Here is a 22,478-nt window from a genome sequence, read left to right on the forward strand (position 1 = left end):
GGGCAGGACGTGTGACGGCGCCGGTGGTTAGCGCGATCGCATGCCCGCGTTGGGCGCGGAGGGCCTGGGGGCAGCGTCGGTGCCCGACGGCACCCGCCTTAGTGCGATCCGGAGCGTTTCGCTCGGATGGACCGACGTTCCTCTCGATCCCGAACCGTCCATGTCGCGTCCGCAGACGCTCGATCGGTCGTGGGCCTACTCGGCCTCGAGGTGGTCGAGTTCCTCACGCACGACTTCCATGCCGACGGACGCTCGCGGAAACCCAGAGTAGACCGCGAGCAGCGTCACTAGTGCATCCAGCTCCGCGCGCGTCGCGCCGTGCTCGATCGCCCAGCGCACGTGCGCGCGGAGCCTGCTCTCGACCCCGCCCTGCGTGATCAGCGCGGCGACCACGATCAGGCTGCGGTCGCGCAGGGAGAGGACGTCGTTCGCAGGCCAGGCGCCGCCGGCAGTGTTGATCGCCTCCTCGGTGAAACGCTCACCGAAGCGCTCGGCGAACCATCCAGGCACGTCCTCGCGCGGGATCCCGAACTGCGACGCGTAGGCGTCGAGGCCGCGCGTGTACCGGTCTGGAATCGAGCCCACTTGGGCGAGCATAGAGGTCCCGGTTGCCCCGGTCCCCATGACATGACAGATTCGATCGCAGCACGAGAACCCGCGAGTCACCGGGAGGAAATGATGAGCGACCCTGTCCCGAGCGCGCCCGCGCCCGACGTGGACGAGACGCAGATCCGAGAGATCGCTGCGGGCGTGTGGATCATTCCCGACCGGCGGGTGCCGCTCGTGCCGAACATCGGGATCGTGGTCGGTGAGGAACGGACGCTGGTCGTGGACGTTGGCATGGGCCCGAGAAACGGCGCGCGCGTGCTTCGGGCGGCGCAGGAGAAGGCGGGCGGCCGCCCACTCGTCGTCACGACGACGCACTTTCATCCGGAGCACGGGTTCGGCCTGCAGGTCTTCCGCGATGCGCACACCGTCTACAACCGCTCTCAGCTCGAGGAGCTTCGCGAGAAGGGCGCCGCGTACGTCGAGATGTTCAAGACGTTCGGGCCGCTCGTTGCCGACGCGCTCGAGGGCGTCGAGCTCGTGGAGCCGGACGAGACGTACGACGGCGACCGGACCGAGCTCGACCTGGGCGGCCGCAGCGTGGAGCTCCTGTACCGGGGGCTCGCGCACACGCGCGGCGACCAGGTCGTCTGGCTCCCTGAGGAGCGGATCCTCTTCACGGGCGACCTCGTCGAGTCGCGGATCTTCCCGATCTACCCGTTCTTCCCGCCCGACGACGCGGACGTGAACGGCAGCCTCTGGATCGAGGTCCTGCGCTGGCTCGAGGGGCTCGGACCACGCCAGGTCGTGCCCGGCCACGGCGAGGTCGGCGACATATCGGCGATCACCGACGCGCGCGAATACCACGAGCTCCTGCGCGAGCTGACGTTCGCGCAGGCTGACGCCGGTGCAAGCGCCGACGAGGCGGTCGCGGCGATCGAACCCGGCATCCACGAGCGCTATCCCGACTGGATCCAGCCCGAGTGGGTGGCGTTCGGCATCCGCTCCTTTCACGCCGAGCGGACGGGCTAGGGGGCCGACCGGCTCATTGACATGTCACACTCGATGTGGTCCGATGACTGCCTGGAAAGGCGGTGGCGGATGCGTGGCGCCCCCCGTCGATGGGGCCCCGCGCGAACTGCGTTCTTCGAACGTACGAGGAGGAGGCAAGGTGACCACACGTCTACGGCGCGGCGGCTTGATTGCGGCTGTCGCGCTCTCCGTCTTGACCGCCGGCGTCGCCGGCGTCGCTAGCTCGCTCGCCGCGAGCGGCGGCTCCGACGCGATTCCCGCGGGCTACACGGGAGTGGAGTCAAAGCTGCCGACCGCGTTCAAGACGCCGGTCAAGAAGGGAGGGTCCTGCACGATCGGCTTCCAGAACCCCATCGCGGCGAACGAGTTCCTCGGCTTCCTGCAGCGGGCGGTCGTTGCCGAGGGCAAGCGCTACGGGTGCCGGGTCATCACGCTCGACGACGCGCTCAGCCCGGACAAGCAGGTCACCAACATGCAGCAGCTGCTCGCACAGAAGGTCGGCGTGATCATCTTCTATCCGCTCGACCCGAAGGCGACGACGCCAGTGCTGAGGCAGGCCCAGCGGCAGGGCGTGCCGGTGATCGCGATCGACGCGAGCTTCGGCAGCACGAAGAAGGTGCCGCTGATCACGACGCAGGTATGGCAGAGCCGCGACACGCAGGCCTACTTGCAGGCAAAGGTGCTGAAGCAGGTCAAGCCGAACGCCAAGGTCGGCATCATCGGCATCGGGATCCCCGTCCCGGCTATCAAGTACCTGGTGCAGCGGGAGACCTTCTGGGCGAAGAAGGCGGGTCTGACCATCGTTGGCAGCCAGGACAACCCGTCCGACGACGTCACGGGCGGCGAGAAGGCGGCAAACGCGCTGCTCCAGCGCCACTCGGACATCGATGCCGTGATCGGCTACAACGACCCCTCGGCCCTCGGGGCGATCATCGCCGCGCGTAGCGCGGGCCGCAGAGTGACCGTGATCGGGCTCAACGGCTCGAGCGACGGGATCAGCGGCGTGAAGGCCGGACGGCTGGCAGCGACGGTTCAGGTCGACCCAATCGGCATCGGGGTGCAGACGGCCCGTGCTGCATACAGCCTGATCACGAAGCAGAACCTCCCCCTGCCGCACATCGTCTTGCGGCCGGGGCGGCTCGTGACCAAGGCGAACGTCGGCTCGATCCCGAGCTGGGCCGCGCAGCTGAAGGCGATCAAGTAACAACCTGTGACGTGGGGCGGGCGAACCCCGCCCCACCGCTCGCCCCATCGATGTCGGCATCTGCCTCGCCCTCGTCACCATCAGCGCCCCTCCTGGTCGGCGAGGCGCTTCACAAGCGCTACGGCGGCGTACACGCCCTCCGCGGCGCGCGACTCGCGGTGCGGGCAGGGGAGGTGCACGCCCTCGTCGGCGAGAACGGCTCCGGCAAGTCGACGCTGCTCAGGATCCTGTCGGGGCAGATCCAGGCCGACGCCGGCACGATCACGCTCGACGGGCGACCGGCGGGGTTCCGAACACCGACCGACGCGCTGCGGGCCGGCATCGCGACGGTGACGCAGGAGACGACCCTTGCGCAGGATCTTTCGATCGCCGAGAACGTCTTCCTCGGCCATCGGATGGCCAAGCGGGGTCCCGTCATCGACTGGCGCGGCACGCGCAGTCGCGCGCTCGCCGCCCTACAGCGGCTCGGTCTCGACGTCGACCCGTCACTGCCCGTCCGCAGACTTCGCCCCGACCAGCAGCAGATGGTCGAGATCGCGCGCGCTCTCTCGATCGACGCACGGGTCCTGATCCTCGACGAGCCGACGAGCTCCTTGACGGACGACGAGGTGGCGGCGCTCTTCGGCCTCGTCCGCAAGCTGCGCCGGGAGGGTGTGGCGACCATCTTCGTCTCGCATCGACTCAAGGAGGTCTTCGACCTCGTCGACCGCGTCACCGTCCTGCGCGACGGCCGTACCGTGGCGGAGGCGTCGATCGAGGAGCTCGACCGGCCAAAGTTGATCCACCTCATGGTGGGCCGCGCGCTCGAGGAGATAGAGCCGCCCCCGGCGCAGGAGCGAGAGGGCACCGCTGCGCTGCGGGTCCGCGGCCTGACGCTTCCGCGTGGCTTCGCCGAGGTCGATCTCGAGGTGGCGCCCGGTGAGATCGTCGGGCTGGCGGGCCTTGTCGGCGCCGGGCGGAGCGAGCTGCTCGAGGCGCTGTTCGGGCTCCACCGGCCGACCGCCGGTGTGGTCGAGGTCAACGGAGCGGAAGTCGCGTTCAAGCATCCCCGCCAGTCGATCCGCAACGGCGTGGCATTCGTTCCCGCAGACCGGAAGCTGCACGGTCTCGTGCTCGAGATGAGCGTGCGCGAGAACCTGGTGATGGCGTCCACCTCCCGGCTCTCGCGGGCGCGTCGTCCGGCCGCCCGGCGGGAGCTGCCGATCGTGCGCTCCTCGTTCGACGGAATGCACATCCGCGCGCACTCGTCGCGGGTGCCCGTGGCAACGCTCTCGGGCGGCAACCAGCAGAAGGTCGTGCTCGGGAAGTGGCTTGCGACCGAGCCGCGGGTCCTGATGCTCGACGAGCCGACCCGCGGCGTCGACGTCGGGGCGAAGAGCGAGATCTACCGGTTACTCTTCGACGTGGCCCAGAGCGGCGTCGGGATCCTCGTTTCCTCGTCCGAGAACCCGGAGCTGCTGACGCTCTGCGATCGGGTCATCGTCATGTTTCGCGGCCGGGTCGCCGCGGAGCTGTCGCGGGACGAGGCCACCGAGGCTCGGATCGCCCACTTCGCCGGAGGGCATCGGTGACCGCCGAGGCGCCCGTCGCGGACGCCCAGCGGCAGCGCGTACTCGACCACGCGGCCGGCGTGTGGTCGGCGTCGAGCCGCTATGCGGTGGTCCTGCTCCTTCTCCTCGGGATCTTCGCCTACTTCTCCATGACCCAGCCGGACTTCCTCTCGCAGGCGAACATCGAGAACCTGCTCACGTCGAGCTCGATCCTCTTCGTCGTCTCGATCGGGATGACGTTCGTGGTGCTGACCGGCGGCATCGACCTGTCCGTGGGCTCGTTGCTCGCGCTGTCGGGAATCGTGCTCTCGACGCTCTTCAACGACTGGGGGCTGGCCGCACCGCTTGCCGTGCTGCTCACCTGCCTGATCGCCGCGCTCATCGGCGGGGCGATCAACGGCGTGCTGATCGGCAAGGTCGGCCTGTCCTTCTTCGTCGTCACGCTCGGCACACTCTCGCTGTATCGCGGCATCGTGAACATCTGGTCCGACACGGAGACGACGTACATCACCTCCGGCTTCGTGGACGGAATCGGCTTCGGCAAGCTCGCCGGCGTGCCGTACCCGGTGTGGATCATGGTCGCGACGTACGTCGTCGGTCTCGTCGTGCTGCGCTGGACCTACTTCGGGCGCGACGTGTACGCGGTCGGAGGAAACATCGCGGCCGCGCGACTGTCCGGGATCAACGTCGCGCGCACACTCATCCTGGTCTACGCGATCGCGGGCCTCTGCGCCGGCATCGCGGGCGTGATCCAGGCCGGGCGCCTGGGCGCGGCGAGCCCGCTCGTCGGCGAGTCGACGCCGCTCGACGCGGCCGCCGCGGTCCTGCTCGGCGGCACGAGCTTCCTCGGCGGGGTCGGCGGCGTCACCGGCACAGCCGTGGGCGTCCTCTTCATCGGCACGCTCCAGAACGGGCTCTCGATCGCGGCCGTCTCGAGCTTCTGGCAGCAGGTCGTCACCGGCGCGATCCTGATCGTCGCGATCTCGATCGACCGTATCCAGCAGCAGGGCGGGCTCCGCCGGCGGAGGGGCACGGGCCTGTGACGGCCTCGCACGAGCTTGTCAACCCGGACGGCCTGGCTGCGCCGGCCGGGTACACCCACGTCGTCGTCGCCGCGCCCGGGCGGCTCGTGTTCGTCGCGGGGCAGATCGCAAGCGACGCAGACGGCGTTTGCCGCGGCGAGACGATCGCCGAGCAGCTCGAGCTCGCGCTGCAGAATGTCGCCGGCGCGCTGGGCGCCGTGGGCGGCGCGCCGGAGCACGCCGTCGCGATCCAGATCTACACGACCGACGTGGAGGCCTACCGTACGGAGCGACGCGAGATCGGTGAGCGTTACCGCACGGTCTTCGGCCGCCACTACCCCGCGATGTCGCTCTTCGAGGTCACACGGCTGTACGATCCGGCGGCGCTGGTCGAGATCGTCTGCACGGCGGTGATCCCGTGACGCTCGACGATGTCCTCGGCTTTCAGCTCACCGAGCTCGGGCCCGAGGTGGCGCAGGCCCAGGTCGAGATCGACGAACGCCACCTGCAGTCGCTCGGCGTGGTGCACGGTGGCGTCTACGCGGCGCTCGCGGAGTCGATCGCTTCGCATGCGACGGCGGCGATGGTGAGACCGGACGGCTATCTCGCGCTCGGGCTCTCGAACCTGACGAGCTTCTTCCGCCCGGTCTCGAGCGGCATGATCCGTGCGGAGGCGACCCGCCTTCACCGCGGCCGCACCACGTGGGTATGGGACGTGAGCTTCACCGAGGCGGCGGGCGCACTCTGCGCGACGTCGCGAATCACGGTCGCCGTCCGGCCTGCGGAGCCGGCATGAGCGAGGAGCTCTTCTTCGCCGACCTCCCGCACGTCCGCATCCAGGAGATCATCGACTCGCCGCGCGCGCCGGTGCTCCTCTGGCCCGTCGGCTCGACCGAGCCGCACGGGCCGCACTCGCCGCTGGCGACCGATCCGATCATCTCGATCGGGATCGCCGAACGGGTCGCGCGCAAGCTCGCCGACGACCCGGAGCTGAGGGTGCTGATCCTGCCGACACTCTCGTACGCCGTCACCCGCTACAGCGCCGGATTCGCCGGGGCGATCCACGTGAGCGAGGAGACACTCAAGGCGATCGTCGTCGACGTCTGCACGTCGCTCGCAGGCCAGGGCTTCCCGCACGTCGTGCTCGTGAACAATCACTTCGAGCCCGAGCACGTGCAGACGCTGCACCGTGCTATCGACGAGCTCGAGGAGAACGGCGTTCGAGCCGGCTACCTCGACCTCACGCGTAAGGAGCGCGCCCAGCGGCTGACCGAGGAGTTCAAGCTCGGCGAGTGCCATGCGGGACGCTACGAGACGTCCCTCGTGCTCGCGCAGACGCCCGAGCTCGTCGACCGCGAGGCGATGGCGCGGCTCGAGTACGTGCCAGTGAGCCTGCCCCGGGTGATCGCCGCGGGGATGAAGGACTTCCGGGAGATGGGCCTCTCACAGGCTTACTGCGGCGCGCCCGCCGAGGCGACGGCGGCGGAAGGGGAGACGACCTTCGAGGTGCTCGCGGAGATGACCATCGAGCTCGTCCGCGCGCTCGTCGCCGGCACGGGCGGACGCGACAAGTCGGGCTTGTTCGGCCGTGTCTGAGAACTCGAATCCGAATGACGCTTCGTCGGCAGCGCGCCGCCCAGGGCGCCCCGACGGCTCGAGGCGTCGTTCTGATTCGAGTTCTGAGGCGACGGACGGGAAAGGAGCACGCGCGTGGCCTCCATGACGAAGGTCGACCCGGTCACCTTCGAGATCATCCGTCACAAGCTCTACAGCGTGATGGACGAGGCGATCATCGCGCTCGAGAACGTCTCGGGATCGCCGATCACAAACGAGGGTCACGACCTGATGGCCTCGCTCTACAAGGCGGACGGCGGTCTGATGGTGGGCGGGGTCGGGTTCCTCCACCATCTGACGAGCGCCGCGCAGGCGGTCAAGCACATTCTCCAGACGTACTCCGACGACCCGGGGATCGACGAGGACGACGTCTACTTCCTGAACGACTCCTACACGGCCGCTCTGCACCCGCCGGACGTGTACCTCATCTCGCCGATCCATTTCCAGGGGCGGCTGACCGGCTTCGCCGCCAATTTCGTCCACGTGACGGACATCGGCGCGATCGACCCCGGCGGCTTCTCTCCGAGCGCGCGCGACAACTACCAGGAGGGCTTCCAGTCGAAGGGGCTCAAGCTCGTCGAGGGCGGGCGCATGCGGCGGGACGTCCTGGACACCTTCCTCAACATGGTGCGCGACCCGGGCATGACGCAGCTCGACCTGAAGTCGCAGCTCGCCGCGAACCACGTCGCGAAGCAGCGCATGCTCGAGCTCTACGAAGACTACGACGTCGACGTCGTGGAAACCGTCTCGGAGGAGCTGATCCGGCAGTCCGAGCAGCTCGTTCGCAACCGGCTCTCGGAGCTCCCGGACGGCGAGTGGCGCGTGCGCGAGTACATCGACATGCCCGGCGCGAACGCGAAGGTCGAGCTGACTGCGACCAAGGAAGGGGACACCCTCACGTACGACTTCACCGGATCGAGCCCACAGGTGGAGCTCGGCGTCAACTGCTCCTACTGGGCGACCTGGGGCGGCCTCTTCGCGCCGATCTTCCCGCTGCTGGCGTGGGACGTGACGTGGAACGAAGGGGTCACGCGGCCGATCAGGCTGATCGCGCCCGAGGGGACGATCGTGAACTGCATCCGGCCGGCGCCGATCTCGATCGCGACCGTCGGCACGATCCAGATCGTCAACAACCTCTCGACGCTCGTGCTCTCGAAGCTCTTCGGGGCAAGCGAGCGCTACGCGCACCGCTCGACCGCGGTCTGGCACGGCAGCCACGCGCACGTAGAGACGCACGGCTTCACGGCGGAGGGAGAGTTCTTCGTCGCGCCGCTCACAGACACGTTTTGCGGTGCCGCCGGCGCGCGCGCCTTCGCCGACGGCGTCGACATGGGCGGCGAGATCCCGAACATCGTCTCGCGCTGGGCGAACGCCGAGAGTCAGGAGCTGAACACGCCGATTCGCTACCTCTTCCGCCGTGCCGTGCCCGACTCGGGCGGCCCGGGCAAGTACCGCGGCGGCGTCTGCCATGAGTACGCCTTCACGCCGAACGGGGCGAACGAGGTCGGGCTCGTGCTCTTCGGCAAGGGCACCCGTGCGCCGATGAGCCTCGGCATCTTCGGCGGTTATCCGGGCTGCAACGTGGGCTACACGACCTTCCGCCAGGCCAACGTCCACGAGCTACCCGACCGGCTCGAGGAGCTGCGCGGCTCGGAGCAGTTCGATCAGTTCTGGGGGACGCTCGAGCTCCACGACGGGGACGTCCAGTACGTCCGATTCATGGGCGGCGGCGGCTACGGCGATCCGCTCGATCGCGAGCCGGAGCTCGTGCTGAGGGACGTGCTCGCGGGCCTCGTCACCGACGGGCCCGCACGCGACATCTACGGCGTCGTGGTCGCCGCGGGCTCGGTGGACGGCGACGCGACGCGGGCGCGGCGGCGCGAGCTGCGCGCCGAGCGGCTTGGCCGACCCCTCGAGGCCGCGGACGAGAGGAGCGATGTGCCACGCACCGGCAAGCGGCTCGCGGAGTATCTCCAGCGCACGGCGAGTGATGCGACGCAGTGCACGTGGTGCGGCACAGAGGTCGCGCCCGCGGGCACGGACTGGAAGGACCATGCCGTCCTGCGCCGCCTACCCGTCGAGGAGACTGGCCCGAACAGGACGGTCGCCGGAGAGTTCTTTCTGATCGAGGCCTTCTGCCCGGGCTGCGCGACGCTTCTGGACGCAGAGCTCGCCGCCGGCGACGACCCGCCGCTCCACGACCGCGTGCGGAGCTGGCCGGACGCGTGATCCGGCACGAAGACATCCCGCGCGACTTCAACCTGGCCAGCTGGTTTCTCGATCGCAACGTCGACGAGGGTCGCGGCGACCGCGTCGCGCTGTACGGCGCCACGAGCGTGTCGTACCGCGAACTGGCGTCGCTGCAGAACCGCGCCGGACACGTGCTGCTCGGGCTCGGCGTGCGCCCGGAGGACCGCGTCCTGCTCGCGCTCTCCGACGGCCCGGAGTTCGTCGCATGCTGGTACGCGGCGCTGAAAGTGGGCGCGGTCGTCGCCGAGGCGTACACGTTCCTCCCGGCCAAGGACTACGCGTACTACCTCGGCTACTCGCGGGCGCGGGTGGTCATCGTGGACGGGACGACGCTCGCAAACGTGCGGGAGGCCGTGCGCGGGCTTGCGCCGGCGCCGTCGATCCTCGTGGTCGGCGCCGAGGCCGGGCTGGGTGAGACGTCCTTCGAGGAAGCCGCCGCCGCGGCCCCGGACGCACTCGAGCCGGCCCGCACGGGGAAGGACGACCCCGCGCTCTGGAAGTTCACGACGGGCTCGACCGGCGAGCCGAAGGCCGTCTGCCACCTCATGCACGACGCTCTGATCTCACACGAGAGCTTCGCGGTCGACGTCGTCGGCTACACCGAGGACGACATCGTTTTGCCCGTGCCGAAGCTCTTCTTCGGGTACGCGCGTGACGCGGCGACGCTCTTCACCTTCGGCGTCGGCGCGGCAGGCATCGTGTTCCCCGAGCGCTCGACCCCGGAGCTTCTCTTCGACCTGATCGAACGCCACCGTCCGACGATCATGGTGCAGGTGCCGACGATGATGAGCGCGATGCTCGAGCATCCCGGTAGCCGCGAGCGCGACCTCTCGTCGCTGCGGCTCTGCCTCTCGTCGGGCGAGGCGCTCCCCAAGGAGGTGCATCGGCGCTGGTTCGACACGTACGGCGTCGAGGTGCTGGAGGGCGTCGGCTCGTCCGAGCTGTACCACATCTACCTCTCGAACCGGCCCGGCCGCGCGCGCCCCGGCAGCGTGGGCGAGGTCGTGCCCGGCTACGAGGCAAAGCTGCTCGACGACGCCCAGCGGCCAGTTCCCGACGGTGAGCCGGGCGAGCTCTGGATGTCCGGTGAGAGCGCCGGCCTCTGCTACTGGGGCGACCACGAGCGCTCGAAGCGCACCTTCCACGGCGACACCGTCCGCACCGGCGACCTTTTCGTACGCGATGCCGACGGCTTCTTTTGGTACCGCGGCCGGGCCGACGATCTGCTGAAGGTCGGAGGGATCTGGGTGGCGCCCCTCGAGGTCGAGAACTGCCTACGTAGCCACCCGGCCGTTGCGGAGGTTGCGGTCGTCGGCTACGAGGAGGGGGGCCTGACGCTTCCCGCTGCGTTCGTCGTCCTGCGCGAAGGCCATGAGCCCGATGCGCGCGAGTTGCAGGACTTCGTTCGGTCGGAGCTCTCACCGCACAAGTACCCGCGTGACGTCCGCTTCATGTCCGAATTGCCCAGGACGGCGTCGGGAAAGGTCGACCGGAAGTCGCTCGGGAACCGCCAGGAGGCTCGCGCCTAGTGGACTACGTCGTCGGCATCGACATCGGCGGAACCTGCACCGACTGCGTCGTCGTCGGCGAGAACGGAGACGTGACCCTCGGCAAGGCGTTCTCGACGCCACCGGATTTCTCCGGTGGGATCCAGGACGCCCTCGGCACGGCCGCGCAGGAGCTCGGCACGGACGTCGGAACGATTCTCGCGAGCACGCGGCTCTTCCTCCACTCGAGCACGGTGGCGGAGAACGCCGTCGTCGACGGGACGCTCGCCAAGGCCGGGATCGTCACGACGCGTGGCTTCGAGGACACGCTGTTCGCGATGCGCGGCGGTTACGGCCGCTGGTCGGGCCTCACCGAGGACGAGAAGCGCAATCCCATCGACACCGACAAGCTGCCGGCGATCGTGCCGCGCAACCTGATCGTCGGGATCCGCGAGCGCATCGACTCGAACGGCGCGGTGAAGGCGGCAGCGCAGGACGCCGACATCGAGCAGGCCGTGCAGACGCTCGTGGACGCCGACGTGGAGGCGATCGGCGTCTCGACGCTCTGGTCGTTCGTCAACTCGCAGACCGAGAAGCAGGTCGCGGAGGTCGTACGGCGGATCGCGCCCAAGGCATTTCTCACGCTTTCGCACGAGATCGCCCCGGTCGTCGGCGAGTACGAGCGAACCTCCACGGCCGCGTTGAACGCGCGTCTCGGCCCGGTCGTGCACGGCTACCTCGACAACCTCCGGTCGAACCTCGTCGAGCATGGCTTCAGGGGCCAGCTGCTCGTCGCCCAGGCCTACGGCGGCCTGCTGCCGGTCGACGAGGCGGCCGAGCGGCCGGTCGGCATGATCGAGTCAGGTCCCGTCAGCGGTCTCGTCGGCTCGCAGGCGCTCGGCGAGCAGCTGGGCCTGCGCAACATCATCGCGGCGGACATGGGTGGCACGACCTTCAAGGTCGGCACGGTCCGCGAGGGCCTGATCGAGTACCAGCGCGAGTCGATGGTGCTGCGCTACCACTACGCGCTGCCGAAGATGGACGTCGTCTCGCTCGGCCTCGCGGGCGGCAGCATCGTCTCCGTCGACGCTCGCACTGAAACTCCGCGCATCGGCCCGAGAAGCGCCGGTTCCTATCCGGGCCCGGTCTGTTACGCGCACGGCGGTGAGGAGCCGACGATCACCGACATCGACGCGATCCTCGGGTACCTCAATCCCGCGTACTTCCTGGGTGGCCGTGCCGAACTCGACATCGCCAAGGCGCGGCGGGTTTTCGGGGAGAAGGTGGCGGGGCCACTTGGCCTCGAGCTGATCCCGGCCGCGGCGGCGATGTACAAGCTCGCGAACAGCCTCTTCTACGACCTGCTGCACAAGACGACCGTGCAGCGCGGTCTCGATCCGCGCCGCTTCGCGCTCTTCTCGTTCGGCGGCACTGCCGGCATGCATGTGGGCGCCTACGGCGAGCACCTCGGCGTCTCGCAGATCGTGATCCCGTACACGGCCTCGGTGCACGGCGCCTTCGGCCTCGTCACCTCGGACATCGCCCATGAGGATCAGATCACGCAGCCGCTGCGGGCGCCGTTCGACGTGGAGGCGATCGCCGGGATCTACGCCGAGCTCGAGGAGCGGATCGTTGCGCAGCTGCAGGCGGAGGGTTTCGACCGCAGCCAGATGCGGCTCAACCGCGCGGTCGACATGCGCTACCGGCGCCAGGTCCACATCCTCACGTCGCCGTTCGTCGGCACCGAGGTGACAGCCGACTCCCTGGAGCAGACGGTCGACATGTTCGAGCGGCTGTACGAGGAGAAGTACGGGCCGCAGTCCGCCTACCGGGAGGCGGGCATCGAGCTCGTGAGCTATCGCGTCCGCGGCATCGGCGTCGTCAGCAAGCACAAGTTCCTCGTCGAGCAGCTCGCGAGTACCGACCCTTCAGAGGCGCTCGTCGAGCGCGTCGAGGCGTGGGTGGACAAGTCGAGCCAGGTCCAAGAGGTGCCGGGGTACGACTTCGAGCGCCTGCGCCCTGGGAACGCGATTCCGGGCCCAGCCATCGTCTGGACGCCGATCACGACACTGGTCGTCCCGCCCGCACAGACTGCACGTCTGGACGAGCATCGCAACCTCGTCCTCACGGTGGACCGTTGAGGACGGTTGTGGTGACGGGCGGCGGCAAGGGAATCGGCGCAGCAGTCTGCGCGCGCTTCGAGGGCGACCGGGTGGTCTCGGTAGGGCGCACCCCCGGTGAGGTGGACGAGGTGTGCGACGTGGGGGACGAAGACGCCGTGGCAAAGCTCTTCGAGCGCATCGGTGCCGTGGACGTCCTCGTGAACAACGCGGGCGTCGCCGAGTCGGCGCCACTCGCGCGGACGACACTCACCGACTGGCGGCGCCAGCTCGACGTCAACGCCACCGGCGCGTTCCTCTGCACACGCGCAGCCGTGCCCGGGATGGTGGAGCGCGGCTTCGGCCGCGTCGTCACGGTCGCCTCGACTGCGGGCCTCGCAGGCGGGCGCTACGTGGCCGCGTACACAGCGTCCAAGCACGCTGCCGTCGGCCTGACGCGGGCGGTGGCCGCCGAGGTGGCGGGGAGCGGCGTGACGGCTAACGCGGTCTGCCCCAGCTACGTGCGCACGCCGATGACCGAGCGCACGCTCGAGCGCATTTCCGAACAGACCGGACGCAGCCGCGAGGAGGCGCTGGCCACGCTGGAGGCGTCGACGTCGCTCGGCCGGCTGCTCGAGCCGGAGGAGGTGGCCGAAGCAGTCTGGTATCTGGCGTCGGATCTCGCCGCGGCGGTCAACGGTCACGCGCTCGTGCTCGACGGGGGCGGAGTGTGAACTCGTTCGCGCTCGAGGTCGCGGACGGCGTCGCGACGGTCACGCTCGACCGGCCGGAGCGCCTGAATGCGCTCACATTCGAGGTCTACGGCGACCTCCGCGATTTTTTCCAGGGACTGCCGGAGCGCGCGGACGTGCGCGCAGTCGTCATCACAGGCCGCGGCCGCGCCTTCTGCTCCGGCGGCGACGTCCACGAGATCATCGGCCCGCTCGTCGAGGCCGATGCCGAGTCGCACCTCGAGTTCACGCGGATGACCGGCGCGGTGATCCACGCGATGCGCACCTGCCCGCAGCCGATCGTGGCCGCCGTCAACGGGACCGCCGCGGGCGCAGGAGCGGTGATCGCGCTCGCTGCCGACCTGCGCGTCGTGGCGCGCTCCGCGACGTTTGCGTTCCTCTTCACGAAGGTCGGCCTGAGCGGCGCGGACATGGGGGCGGCGTACCTCCTGCCGCGCGTCGTCGGACTCGGTCGCGCCTCGGAGCTGCTGCTGCTCGGCGAGACGATCGACGTCGAGACCGCCGACCGCTACGGCCTCGTGACGCGGCTCGTCGACGACGAAGCGGTGCTGGGCGAGGCCTCTGCGCTCGCGCAGCGGCTCGCGTCCGGCCCGGGCCTCGCCTACGCCGAGACGAAGCGACTGCTCTCTCGCGAGCTCGACCTCGACTTCGCGAGCGCGATCGAGCTCGAGGCCAAGGCGCAGGCGCTTCTGATGGCGACGCGTGACTACCGCGAGTTCCACGCGGCGTTCACTGAGAAGCGCGAGCCGACGTGGGAGGGGCGCTAGGCCGAATAGAGGCGTCTCGCGATGATCTCCCGCTGGATCTCGGAGGCGCCCTCGTAGATGCGCAGCGCGCGAACGTCGCGGTAGAGGCGCTCGAGCAAGTGCCCGGCCTCGAGCGCAGCCGCGCCGTGGACCTGGATCGCGGTGTCCACGACCTGCTGGGCGGTCTCGGTCGCGACGAGTTTCGCCATCGCCGAGAGCTTGGGCACGTCGTCGGCTCCCTCGTCGTACGCGGCCGCCGCCTTGGCGACGAGCGCCCGCGCCGCCTCGAGCCGGGCTGCCGCATCGGCCAGCTGGTGCGAGACGCCCTGGAATTCCTGCAGCCGCCGGCCGAAGGCCTCCCGCTCACCGGTGTAGGCGACCGCGGCGTCCAGCGCGGCCTGCGCCATCCCGACCGCTCCAGCGCCCACGCTCGGACGGAAGACGTTGAGGGTGGCCATCGCGACCTTGAAGCCCCCGTCGACGTCGCCGAGCACGTTTTCCTGCGGGACGAGTACGCCGTCGAGCTCGAGCGTCCCGATTGCGTGGGGCGCCACCAGCGAGAGCGATCGGCCGGACACTCCTTCGGCGTCCGCCTCGACGACGAAGGCTGTCAGCCCGCGCGCGCCGGCGCCGGCGGTCGTGCGTGCGAACACCGTGTAGAAGTCCGCCTCAGGAGCGTTCGAGATCCACTTCTTGACGCCCGTGAGGCGCCAGCCCGTGCCTTCGGGCTCTGCCGCGAGTGCGAGTGACGCGACGTCGCTGCCCGCCTCGGGCTCGGTGAGGGCGAAGGCGGCGACGGCCTCGCCGGCGGCGGCAGCCGTGACCCACCTGGACGCCAGCTCGGCGGGGCCGTGCAGCAGGATCGGATGCGTGCCGAGACCCTGGCAGGCAAATGCCGTCTCCGCCTCGGCGGACTCGACCGCGATCGCCTCGCGGATCCGACAGAGCTCGCGCGCCGACGTCTTGCCGTCGAGCGGCAGCACGGGCTCCAGGAGGCGGTGCTCGCCGAGCGCGCGAATCAGCGGGCGGTTGACGCGCCCCGGCTCGCCCGCGTGTGCGAGCGGTGCGAGCACGTCGCGTGCGAGCCGCCTGATCTCCGTCTCGACGGCACTCACCGCGCGCGTGTGGGCACGTTCGGCCGCCAACGCTGCGGCGGCTCCGTGCGGTCGGGCTCTTCGAACGGGCTCGGCTCGACCCCCATGTCCCGCCGGCCCGTGTTGGGCCGCTTCGAGCCGCTGCGGTACTGGATCGGCCAGGTCGCCCCGTCGCCGCCGTACTCCTGTTCCGCGGCGGCGTGCAACGTCCAGGCGGGGTCGTAGAGGTGCGGCCGCGCCAGCGCGCAGAGGTCGGCGCGCCCAGCGAGCAGGATGCTGTTGACGTCGTCGTGGCTCGAGATGGCGCCGACAGCCACCGTCGCGATGCCGACCTGGTGCCGGATCGCGTCGGCGTACGGCGTCTGGTAGCTGCGGCCGTAGGCGGGCCTCGCGTCCGGCGTCGTCTGGCCGGTTGAGACGTCCACGATGTCGCAGCCGTGCTGCTTCAGCATCGCCGCGAAGGCCACGGCGTCCGCGCGCTCGAAGCCCTCCGGCACCCAGTCCGTCGCGGAGATGCGCACCGAGATCGGCCGTTCCGCCGGCCAGACCGCCCGAACGGCGTCGAAGACCTCGAGCGGAAAGCGCGCGCGTTGCTCGAGCGACCCGCCGTAACGGTCGGTGCGGCGGTTCGAGAGCGGACTGAGGAAGCTCGACAGCAGGTAGCCGTGCGCCATGTGCAGTTCCAGCAGGTCGAACCCCGCCTCGATCGAGAGCCTCGTGGCGGTGATGTACTGCTCGAGCACGTCCGCGAAATCCCGATCGTCCATCTCCTTGGGCGCCTGAGATACGGGGAGGTAGGGGAGAGGCGAGGGTGCGAGCAGGGGCCAGTTGCCCTCCTCGAGCGGCAGGTCGACGCCCTCCCACATCAGCTTCGTCGAGCCTTTGCGGCCCGAGTGGCCGAGCTGGACGCCGATCCGTGCGTCCGAGTTCGCGTGCACGAAGTCGACGATCCGCTTCCATGCCGTGACCTGGGCTTCCTCCCAGAGGCCCGCGCAGCCCGGCGTGATGCGCCCGACGGGCGACACGCAGAGCATCTCGGACATCACGAGCCCGGCGCCGCCGAGGGCACGTGAGCCGAGGTGCACCAGGTGGAAGTCGTCGACGTAGCCGTCGAGCGCCGAGTACATGTCCATGGGCGAGACGACGACGCGGTTCTGGAGCTGGAGATCGCGGAGCCGGAACGGCATGAACATTGGCGGCCGCTGCGACAGGGGCGCCGGCGCTCCCAGTTGCCGCTGCGCCTCGTGGGCGAACCAATCGTCGACCTCCCCGACGAAGCGGTCGTCGCGCAGGCGCAGGTTGTCGTAGGTGATCCGGCGGCTGCGTGTGAGCAGGTTGAAGACGAACTGGATGTCGTCCTGGTGAACGTACTGCGGTAGGTCCTCGAACCACTGGGCGCTGGCGGCGGCAGCGCGCTGAGTGCTCGCCACGAGTGGCCTGCGCGCCGACTCGTAGGCGACCAGGGCGGCCGGGACACCGTCCTCGCGCAGAAGCGCCGACACGAGCTCGGTCGCGTCCTCCACCGCGAGCTTCGTCGCCGAACCAATCGAGAAGTGCGCCGTGTGCGCGGCGTCGCCGAGCAGCACGATGTTGTCGTGGAACCAGCGCTCGACCTTCAGCGTCGGGAAGCTCAGCCACTTCGAGTTGTTCGCCAGCAGCTCGTGGCCATCGAGCAGCTCCGCGAGCATGTCCTTCAGGATCGCGACGCTCTCCAGGTCGCTGTCGCCCGGCCTCGAGGCCGCGGACGCGAAACGCTCGAAGCCGGCGCGCCGCCAGACCTCTTCGCGCATCTCGACGATGAAGGTCGACTCGCGCTCGTTGTAGGGGTAGGCGTGCACCTGGACGATGCCGTGGGACGTCTCGAGAATGAAGAACTTGAAGGCGTCGTACGCCTGGTCGGTGGCGAGCCAGATGAATTTGCACGCGCCCGGCTCGACAGACGGCTCGAACACATCCGCGTGTGCGGCACGCACATCCGAGCTGACTCCGTCCGCTCCGACGATCAGGTCGTAGCCTTCGAGCTCGTCCGGGTGCGGCGCCTCCGATTCGTGGTGGAGCATGACGCCGAGGTCACCCGCCCGCTGTTGCATGAGGGTCACGAGCGCAGAGCGTGAGAGAGCCGAGAAGCCGTGGCCGCCGGAGGTGTAGACGCGTCCGTTCAGGTGAACGTCGATCTGCCCCCAGTGGGCGCAGTCGCGGACGATCGCCGCGTGCACCGGATCATCGGCGCGTTGAATCGCGTCCATCGCCTCGTCCGAGAAGACAACGCCGAAACCGTAGGTGGCCCCTGCGCGATTCCGGTCCCAGAGCTCGACCGATGCGCCAGGGAGCGTTTTCTTGGCCAGGATGGCGAACACGAGGCCTCCGGGCCCGCCACCTAGGCACGCGATGCGCATGAGTCTTTATATCCCCAGCGACATCCGTGTCGTGTTACGGAAAATGGTGCTGACCGGCAGTGCGGGGGCCTGTCGTCGGGCGCCGGCTTCGGCATTCCCGGCCTCGTCGACCCGACACCCTGCCGCGCCGAGTTCGCCTCGAGCTACCCACCTGGACAGAAAACAGCTGCTCTGGAAGCAGGCCTTGATCCGCGTCTGGTCGGCGCACTGCTTGCCCGCCCGGCAGGCGTTCAGCAACCGGCGCCGACCTCCTCTGGAGCGATCCACCGCGACCTCCAGCTCGACCACGACACGAGGAGCCGCCCTGCCGCGTCGACTAGCTCGACACACCGACGAAGCCGCCGACGATCGCTCCGTAGGCGATGTGCGAGACGATCGTCGCCAGGGGTGTCTGACGGCCGTAGTTGATCAGCATGAACCCCGGCGGCTCGAGGAGCGGGTGCTGTCCTGCGGCCTCGAAGCCCGTGCCCATCCGCGGGTGGACGGCGGGCAGCAGGATGTTGACGAGGGCGGTTCCCGCGAAGAGCCCGTGGAGGAGGCCGAGCAGCGCTCCGAGCAGGATGCCGCTGCGGTCGACGACGACGAAGACCGTGTAGTAGCCGAGCGCGAAGACGAGCCCGAAGACGAAGTGGAGGGCGTAGCCGAGCAGCTTCGCGCGAACGCGGTCGGCGCTCACGGCCGTGCCCAGCAGGAAAGGCAGGTCCATCCGCGTCAGGCCGAGCTCGCCGGCGGCGCGCAGCGTGGTCGTGAGCACGACCGTGCCGAGAAAGCCGCCCAGGAGCGCTCCCCAGATCATTCGGCGGCCTCCTCGAGGGTGACGGCCGCGTTGACGAGCGCGAGGTGCGAGAGTCCTTGCGGGAAGTTGCCGAGGTAGTCGCCCGTCGTGGGGTCGATCTCTTCCGCGTATAGGCCGACGTCGTTGGCGAGCTCGACGAGCTCGCCCATCATCGTCGTCGCCTCACCGACGCGACCCTGCCGCGCGAGCGCCTCGACCATCCAGAAGGAACAGGCGAGGAACGCACCGTCCTCGCCGGGGAGGCCGTCCCCGCCCAGGTAGCGCCTCACGAGCGGCCCGTCCGCCAGCTCGCGACGAACTGCGTCGACGGTACCGACCAGTCGCGGCGAGTCCGCGCGGTCGTAGCCGTGGACGACAGCGAGCAGGAGCGATGCGTCGACCTCGTCTTCTCCGGCAATACGAGCGTAGGCCTGCTTCTCCTCGGAGAAACAGTTCGTCTCCACGTACTTCCGCACGCTCGCGCTTTCGCGCTGCCAGCGTGCGACGTCACGGTTCGGCAAGTGACCACTCTCGGCGAGCTGGACGGCGTGGTCGAGCGCAACCGCACACATCATCTTCGACTGCGTGAAGTGAGCCGGCTCGCTACGCACCTCCCAGATCCCCGCATCGGGTTCGCGCCACAGCTCGCAGACGAGGTTCGCGACCTCGGCGAGGCGTCGGCCGTGGTCACGATCGAGGCCGCCGGCGAAACGTGCGTAGAGCGCCGCCGCGGCCAGCATCTCACCGTAGACGTCGAGCTGAAGCTGCTCGGCCGCGCCGTTGCCGACCCGAACGGGTGTCGAATCGTGGTAGCCCGCAAGCGGGAGTTCGCGCTCGTCCGCCTCGACCCGCCCGTTGAGTCGATAGAGGACGTGAAGGTGAGGATGCGTCAGCTGTGAGGCATGCAGCAGCCAGAAGAAGAACGCGCGCGCCTCGGGCGCGCAGCCGAGCGAGAGCAACGCACGCAACGTGAACGCGGAATCGCGCGGCCACGAGAAGCGGTAGTCCCAGTTTCGGGTGCCTCCGAGCTGCTCGGGCAGCGACGTGGTCGGGGCCGCGGCGATCGCTCCCGAGGGAGCGAAGACCAAGAGCTTCAACGCGAGCGCGCTGCGAAGGACGGCGTCGCGCCAGGCTCCGTCGTACGCGCGGGATTCGGACCAGGCTTCCCACCGGCGCGCAGTCCCGGCGAGCCGGTCTTCGACGTCGGCACGCGTCGGAAAGACGAGCGGCTCGAGGTGAGCCACGCTCATGACGAGCATGCTGCTGCACCCGCTCTGTGCGACGAAGCGCGCGCCGACGCCGGTCGTGTCGACCGTCGTGGTACCGGCCTCCCAGCTCAGCACCGCGAGCGCGTCGCGGCCACTCGCAGCCACGGGGACGCCACCGCGGACGGTGAACGAGGCAGTCTCGGAGCCGTACTGGAACCTGGGCTCGACGCGCCACTCCATCGGCACCGTCCCGGCAACAACGTCGATCCGCCGGGCGAGCTCGCGATAGGGGCTGAGTTCGCCGCCCGGCAGCGTCAGCGCGTCCGTCACCCGCACGCTGCCTCCAGACGTCGTGAAGGTGGTCTCGAGGATGTTCGTGTGCGGGACGTAGCGCCGCCTCACCTCGTACGGCACCGTCGGCGCCAAGGTGAAACGACCTCCGCGGTCGGTGTCGAGCAGGGCACCGAACACGCTTGGAGAGTCGAGATCGGGAAGGCACAACCAGTCGACCGCCCCGTCGCTGCCGATCAGCGCGACGGTGCGACCGTCACCGATCGCCGCGTAGTCGCGGATTGGCAGATACCCCCTGTCGCGGTCCGTTCCCATCCTTCGATGAGTGCCTACCCGCCGGTCGACCTTACGTCGGATCGGTCGTCGACGAAGCCCGCGAGCCGGTCGACCATCGTTCGGACATGCGTTCGAGGCCTGCGTTCACCGTTTCCAGCAGGTGGACGATGGCGGTGTCTCCGGTCTGTGAACGGCGGCAGCGGGCACGGCTCGCTGCACTGCTCACGCGGTGGTGGTCCTGGAGCTCATCGACGGCGTGGCGAGGATCCGGTTGGTCGTTCACGACGCGTGCCCCGGATCACCGCGCCGGCGACCTCGCCGCAGCAGCTCGGCGAGCACGACGGCATCGTTGTGCTCGGTGTCTCGCGCTCCGTAGACGAGCGTCAAGGTGCCGTGGCGCGCGATCCGGCGGAGCTCGCGCACCTTCGGCTCGTGCGCCAGGAGTTCGGACAGGTATCGGCGCCGAAACTCTCCGAACCGCGCGGGATCGTGGCCGAACCACGTGCGGAGCGCGCCGCTCGGTGCGAGCTCACGGGCCCAGTCGTCGAGGCGTGCCTGCTCCCGGGAGACCCCGCGCGGCCAGATCCTGTCGATCAGCACGCGCCGGCCGTCCCCGTCCTCAGGCGGGTCGTAAGCGCGCTTCGTCCGCACGTCCACCATCGCTCCTTGCATTCGTTCGGATTGGAACCGCGATGCTTCGACCGACACGAGCGCCCCCTTCTCACCGTCCGGCCCGCTCTCCCACGCGCGGATTCAGCGCCTCGTGGTGGCCGATCCGCGGTCGGTCGACAGGCGCGAGTCGACGCCGAAAAAGTACGACAGCGGAGCGACCAGGATGAGGAAAGCCAAGACCAGGAACGCTCCCATTGCTCTCACCTCCTTCGTCGACGGGCCGCACACTTTCCTACTGACGACAGCTTCGCGGACCCGCGACGCCGTCGCCATGGGGGACGGAGCCCATATGCGGGACGCAGGCAACCCAACTCTCGCCCGGCTCTCCCGCCAGGGCGGGCGCGAACAGCTTCCCGTGCGATGTCAGACGCGAGGTCCACATCGACGTTTGCTCCGTATGTGACGTAAGGACCGCTCGCGCAGACGACACCCACTGTTCCGAAGACGGCAATGCACCTGCAACAGAGAGAAGCATTCGTGAGCACACTCTTCGACGACCTTGCCGGCATGAGCGCCGAGGGCTCGGCTCTGCTCGCCAACGCGTCGGTTCGCCGGTTGGCTGCAGGCGCCGAGCAGCCGGCTGAGGCGACGGACGACGCGTCTTTCTTGATCGTCGAGGAGGGCTTTGTCATCATTAGGAGCACGAGAGTGAAGACGCGCGGCGTTGTCCTCTGCCACGCCGGCGCCGGCGCGTTGCTGCCGGCGCCGCTGCCGGGCGAGACGCTCCACGCACTCGTCGATGCACGTGTCACGCTTGTCTCCGAGGCGACGTACGCCGGGCTCTTGAGGTACCCAGCCCTCACGGCGGCGGTGTCGGACGCACTCCGGGCGACGCTCCGCCAGAAGCAGGTCTCGCTCGCGAACTTCGCCAGTGTCCGCCATGTCGAGCGGGTACGCGGGAAGCTCCTGCAGCTCGCGCGCGAGCACGGGCGGGTCGCGACCGACAGCGTCAGACTCGACTTTCCGGTCACTCACGACCTGCTCGCCGAGATGATCGGCTCGGCCCGGGAGACGGTCTCGCGCGCCGTCGACCGGCTCGAGCGGTCAGGTTTCCTTGTCCGGGAGGGCCGCACGTACCGACTGCTGGTGCAGCCCGACGCGCTGTTCGCGCCGTGACATCTCCCAAGTCCGAGCCGCGCCGCCGATGCTCGCGCCCACGGCGGTATGACGCGCCTCCGCGGCGACCGCCCGCAGTCGCGGTGACGCAGCCGTGACCCGCATCGCAGGCCGCGAGGCCCTCGACCAGCTCGGTCACAGCGTCCTCGTCGACGGCGTACACCAGATCGAATCGACAACAAGCGCGGGTACGCGGCTCAGAGTGGAGATCCCGGGTGTCTGAGCCCGCCCCCGGACGGAACCGGCAGCACACGGAGAGGCTCTCGAATCGGTCCACACTCCGACGGCAATCACGGACGCCGACCGAGGCTGCATCCAGGTTCGCGATAGGTGGCAGGCCGGCGGCTC

General features: G+C 69.4%; 19 protein-coding genes. 13 read left to right on the plus strand and 6 right to left on the minus strand.

Annotated elements, in window-relative coordinates; translation table 11 throughout:
* Window positions 1-195 precede the first annotated feature (195 nt).
* A complete protein-coding gene (locus VFO26_RS03085) occupies window positions 196-585 on the minus strand; it encodes a carboxymuconolactone decarboxylase family protein (RefSeq protein WP_325113415.1) in 390 nt (129 codons plus the stop codon).
* Between the two features lie 93 nt (window positions 586-678).
* Here VFO26_RS03085 and VFO26_RS03090 point away from each other — a divergent pair, with 93 nt between their 5' ends.
* From VFO26_RS03090 to VFO26_RS03145, 12 genes are all read left to right on the plus strand, one after another.
* A complete protein-coding gene (locus tag VFO26_RS03090) occupies window positions 679-1,578 on the plus strand; it encodes an MBL fold metallo-hydrolase (RefSeq protein WP_325113416.1) in 900 nt (299 codons plus the stop codon).
* Window positions 1,579-1,717: 139 nt separating this feature from the next.
* A complete protein-coding gene (locus tag VFO26_RS03095) occupies window positions 1,718-2,782 on the plus strand; it encodes a sugar ABC transporter substrate-binding protein (RefSeq protein ID WP_325113417.1) in 1,065 nt (354 codons plus the stop codon).
* A gap of 50 nt (window positions 2,783-2,832) precedes the next feature.
* Window positions 2,833-4,353 (plus strand): sugar ABC transporter ATP-binding protein, encoded by a 1,521-nt coding sequence (locus VFO26_RS03100; RefSeq protein WP_325113418.1) that lies wholly within the window; start codon window positions 2,833-2,835, stop codon window positions 4,351-4,353.
* Window positions 4,350-5,375, plus strand: coding sequence for an ABC transporter permease (locus VFO26_RS03105; RefSeq protein WP_325113419.1), 1,026 nt, complete (start codon window positions 4,350-4,352; stop codon window positions 5,373-5,375). The genes VFO26_RS03100 and VFO26_RS03105 overlap by 4 nt, the downstream gene beginning before the upstream one ends.
* Entirely contained in the window at window positions 5,372-5,776 is a 405-nt protein-coding gene (locus VFO26_RS03110; RefSeq protein WP_325113420.1) for a RidA family protein, read from the plus strand. The genes VFO26_RS03105 and VFO26_RS03110 overlap by 4 nt, the downstream gene beginning before the upstream one ends.
* Window positions 5,773-6,150 (plus strand): PaaI family thioesterase, encoded by a 378-nt coding sequence (locus tag VFO26_RS03115; RefSeq protein WP_325113421.1) that lies wholly within the window; start codon window positions 5,773-5,775, stop codon window positions 6,148-6,150. The genes VFO26_RS03110 and VFO26_RS03115 overlap by 4 nt, the downstream gene beginning before the upstream one ends.
* Window positions 6,147-6,950 (plus strand): creatininase family protein, encoded by an 804-nt coding sequence (locus tag VFO26_RS03120; protein ID WP_325113422.1) that lies wholly within the window; start codon window positions 6,147-6,149, stop codon window positions 6,948-6,950. The genes VFO26_RS03115 and VFO26_RS03120 overlap by 4 nt, the downstream gene beginning before the upstream one ends.
* A gap of 123 nt (window positions 6,951-7,073) precedes the next feature.
* On the plus strand, window positions 7,074-9,197 hold the full coding sequence (locus tag VFO26_RS03125; protein WP_325113433.1) for a hydantoinase B/oxoprolinase family protein: 2,124 nt from the start codon (window positions 7,074-7,076) through the stop codon (window positions 9,195-9,197).
* Window positions 9,194-10,747, plus strand: a complete 1,554-nt coding sequence (locus VFO26_RS03130) for a benzoate-CoA ligase family protein (RefSeq protein WP_325113423.1) — start codon at window positions 9,194-9,196, stop codon at window positions 10,745-10,747. Before VFO26_RS03125 ends, VFO26_RS03130 begins: the two co-directional genes overlap by 4 nt.
* On the plus strand, window positions 10,747-12,846 hold the full coding sequence (locus VFO26_RS03135; RefSeq protein ID WP_325113424.1) for a hydantoinase/oxoprolinase family protein: 2,100 nt from the start codon (window positions 10,747-10,749) through the stop codon (window positions 12,844-12,846). The genes VFO26_RS03130 and VFO26_RS03135 overlap by 1 nt, the downstream gene beginning before the upstream one ends.
* Window positions 12,843-13,538: an SDR family NAD(P)-dependent oxidoreductase gene (locus tag VFO26_RS03140; protein WP_325113425.1), complete on the plus strand. Its 696-nt coding sequence runs from the start codon at window positions 12,843-12,845 to the stop codon at window positions 13,536-13,538. Before VFO26_RS03135 ends, VFO26_RS03140 begins: the two co-directional genes overlap by 4 nt.
* The gene (locus VFO26_RS03145; RefSeq protein ID WP_325113426.1) at window positions 13,535-14,323 is read left to right on the plus strand and encodes an enoyl-CoA hydratase family protein; all 789 of its coding nucleotides are present in this window, start codon (window positions 13,535-13,537) and stop codon (window positions 14,321-14,323) included. The genes VFO26_RS03140 and VFO26_RS03145 overlap by 4 nt, the downstream gene beginning before the upstream one ends.
* Here the strand turns inward: VFO26_RS03145 and VFO26_RS03150 are convergent.
* The 5 genes from VFO26_RS03150 to VFO26_RS03170 form a co-directional block, all read right to left on the minus strand.
* The gene (locus tag VFO26_RS03150) at window positions 14,320-15,417 is read right to left on the minus strand and encodes an acyl-CoA dehydrogenase family protein (protein ID WP_325113427.1); all 1,098 of its coding nucleotides are present in this window, start codon (window positions 15,415-15,417) and stop codon (window positions 14,320-14,322) included. The genes VFO26_RS03145 and VFO26_RS03150 overlap by 4 nt on opposite strands.
* Window positions 15,414-17,792: a bifunctional salicylyl-CoA 5-hydroxylase/oxidoreductase gene (locus VFO26_RS03155; protein WP_325113428.1), complete on the minus strand. Its 2,379-nt coding sequence runs from the start codon at window positions 17,790-17,792 to the stop codon at window positions 15,414-15,416. Before VFO26_RS03155 ends, VFO26_RS03150 begins: the two co-directional genes overlap by 4 nt.
* A gap of 316 nt (window positions 17,793-18,108) precedes the next feature.
* Window positions 18,109-18,588, minus strand: coding sequence for a hypothetical protein (locus tag VFO26_RS03160; protein ID WP_325113429.1), 480 nt, complete (start codon window positions 18,586-18,588; stop codon window positions 18,109-18,111).
* Window positions 18,585-20,381: a glycoside hydrolase family 15 protein gene (locus VFO26_RS03165; protein WP_325113430.1), complete on the minus strand. Its 1,797-nt coding sequence runs from the start codon at window positions 20,379-20,381 to the stop codon at window positions 18,585-18,587. Before VFO26_RS03165 ends, VFO26_RS03160 begins: the two co-directional genes overlap by 4 nt.
* A gap of 240 nt (window positions 20,382-20,621) precedes the next feature.
* Window positions 20,622-21,002 carry a DUF488 domain-containing protein gene (locus tag VFO26_RS03170; protein WP_349259035.1) on the minus strand — a complete coding sequence of 127 codons (381 nt, stop codon included), beginning with the start codon at window positions 21,000-21,002 and terminating at the stop codon, window positions 20,622-20,624.
* 489 nt (window positions 21,003-21,491) lie between these two features.
* Here VFO26_RS03170 and VFO26_RS03175 point away from each other — a divergent pair, with 489 nt between their 5' ends.
* Complete coding sequence (locus VFO26_RS03175) at window positions 21,492-22,130, plus strand: Crp/Fnr family transcriptional regulator (protein ID WP_325113432.1); 639 nt, start codon at window positions 21,492-21,494, stop codon at window positions 22,128-22,130.
* Window positions 22,131-22,478: the final 348 nt, after the last annotated feature.

The sequence above is a fragment of the Gaiella sp. genome, assembly GCF_035710885.1.
GTDB lineage: Bacteria > Actinomycetota > Thermoleophilia > Gaiellales > Gaiellaceae > Gaiella.

Bases quoted from the DNA above. Each gene is read 5' to 3' on its own strand.
- VFO26_RS03090 (WP_325113416.1), top strand. From the start codon at position 679: ATGAGCGACCCTGTCCCGAGCGCGCCCGCGCCCGACGTGGACGAGACG.
- VFO26_RS03100 (WP_325113418.1), top strand. From the start codon at position 2,833: ATGTCGGCATCTGCCTCGCCCTCGTCACCATCAGCGCCCCTCCTGGTC.
- VFO26_RS03120 (WP_325113422.1), top strand. From the start codon at position 6,147: ATGAGCGAGGAGCTCTTCTTCGCCGACCTCCCGCACGTCCGCATCCAG.
- VFO26_RS03125 (WP_325113433.1), top strand. From the start codon at position 7,074: ATGACGAAGGTCGACCCGGTCACCTTCGAGATCATCCGTCACAAGCTC.
- VFO26_RS03155 (WP_325113428.1), bottom strand. From the start codon at position 17,792: ATGCGCATCGCGTGCCTAGGTGGCGGGCCCGGAGGCCTCGTGTTCGCC.
- VFO26_RS03160 (WP_325113429.1), bottom strand. From the start codon at position 18,588: ATGATCTGGGGAGCGCTCCTGGGCGGCTTTCTCGGCACGGTCGTGCTC.
- VFO26_RS03165 (WP_325113430.1), bottom strand. From the start codon at position 20,381: ATGGGAACGGACCGCGACAGGGGGTATCTGCCAATCCGCGACTACGCG.
- VFO26_RS03170 (WP_349259035.1), bottom strand. From the start codon at position 21,002: ATGGTGGACGTGCGGACGAAGCGCGCTTACGACCCGCCTGAGGACGGG.